This window comes from Vibrio sp. 10N.222.48.A3 (genome assembly GCF_041475345.1).
GTDB classification, from domain to species: Bacteria; Pseudomonadota; Gammaproteobacteria; order Enterobacterales; family Vibrionaceae; genus Vibrio; species Vibrio tasmaniensis_A.
Genome location: NZ_JBFRVX010000903.1, coordinates 1 through 1,692 on the forward strand (window position 1 = coordinate 1; position 1,692 = coordinate 1,692).

General features: G+C 47.7%; 3 protein-coding genes. 1 reads left to right on the forward strand and 2 read right to left on the reverse strand.

From position 1 onward, the window contains the following. The coding region (locus AB4653_RS21630) for a tryptophan synthase subunit alpha (RefSeq protein ID WP_372105316.1) at nucleotides 1–292 on the forward strand (292 nt) is incomplete at its 5' end. A 100-nt stretch (nucleotides 293–392) separates the two neighbouring features. Here AB4653_RS21630 and AB4653_RS21635 read toward each other — a convergent pair. Next, complete coding sequence (locus AB4653_RS21635; RefSeq protein ID WP_012604343.1) at nucleotides 393–1,190, reverse strand: slipin family protein; 798 nt, start codon at nucleotides 1,188–1,190, stop codon at nucleotides 393–395. 69 nt (nucleotides 1,191–1,259) lie between these two features. Beyond that, nucleotides 1,260–1,692, reverse strand: a 433-nt coding sequence (locus tag AB4653_RS21640; RefSeq protein WP_372105318.1) for an NfeD family protein, incomplete at its 5' end; no start/stop codon positions are given.

The following is a 1,692-nucleotide window of genomic DNA, read 5'->3' on the forward strand; positions in this document are numbered from 1 at the left end:
TTACACCTACCTACTTTCGCGTTCTGGTGTAACGGGTGCTGAAACAAAAGCAAACATGCCAGTAACGGCACTGCTCGACCGTTTGAACAAGTTCGATGCGCCACCAGCACTGCTTGGTTTCGGTATCTCTGCTCCTGAACAAGTGAAAGAAGCGATTGTAGCTGGCGCTGCAGGTGCTATCTCTGGCTCAGCGGTTGTGAAAATCATTGAAAACAACGTTGAACAACCAGAAGCAATGCTTAAAGCACTTGCGGAGTTTGTTACGCCAATGAAAGCGGCTACGCAGAAGTAACGGCTAGTAATATCATTGGTCATTAAATAGAACCAGCGATTCAAATACTAAAAGGCTCCACAACTGTGGAGCCTTTTTTATTGCTCTTCATTTAAGCGAATTACTCATCGGCTTTCATCGCTTTCTTGATTGCTGCCTCATTGAGTGTCGCTTTAATCGGATCGGTTATCTTCTCGACCAGATCGATGGGCATTGGGAATATGATTGTGGAAGTTCGCTCATTCGCCACTTCTGTTAGTGTTTGCATATATCGCAATTGAATGGCGTTGGGCGCTTGATTCAACACTTCGGCCGCTTCACGTAACTTTGAAGATGCTTCTAACTCACCCGTCGCATGTATCACCTTGGCTCGACGAGAACGTTCCGCCTCGGCTTGTTTAGCAAGAGCACGCACCATGCTGTCATCCAGATCAACATGCTTGATCTCGACATTGGCAATCTTGATCCCCCAGTTATCGGTGTGTTGATCCAGTATCGCTTGTAAGTCTCTATTAAGCTCTTCTCGCTCAGACAACAGCTCGTCCAACTCATGTTGCCCAAGCACCGAACGCAGCGTTGTTTGTGAAAGTTGGCTTGTCGCTTCGAGGTAGTTCTCTACGTTATTGATCGCCATCTTCGGATCCAGCACTCGGAAATACACCACGGCATTCACCTTCACCGACACGTTATCGCGTGTGATCAAATCTTGTGTTGGTACATCCAAAACGATAGTTCGTAGATCCACTCGCACAATTTGTTGGATAAAAGGAATGATGATAATCAAGCCCGGCCCTTTCACACCGTAAAAGCGCCCGAGGAAGAACACCACTGCACGCTCGTACTCGCGCAGCACTCTGAACATGCTGGCTATCAGCAAGATAACGAGCACAATGACAATACCTATAGTGTGTATAAACATAACCGCCCCCTAATGGTAACGATGGTTAAGCAATAAATAATTCAATCAAGTTTGTTCTAGCATGTCGCGCTAGCTAGATTTCGATGATGTCTCCTCGGGCAACGCCTCAACATCCAACAACAACCCAGTCAGTTTGGTCACTCTAATAAGCTGCCCCGCTTGCAATTCACTCGCACATTTGGCTTGCCAGATCTCACCTTCAACCAATACTCGACCCGTACCGGGGAAGCCGCTTACCACTTTGCCAGTGTCGCCGACAACTGCTTCCATCCCCGTAGTCACCGGCTTGTTTCTCACTCGGACTAGCATAGAGATAGTTACAACGATAAAAGCGACAGAGAATAGGCTAATACCGATAATTAACGGCAATGCGATTTGATAACCCGGCACTTCGGTATCCATCAGCATGATCGAGCCCAATGTGAATGCGGCGACGCCACCCAAACCGAAAATCCCGAAGCTCGGGCTAAAGGCCTCTGCCACCATTAAGGCAATTCCAAGC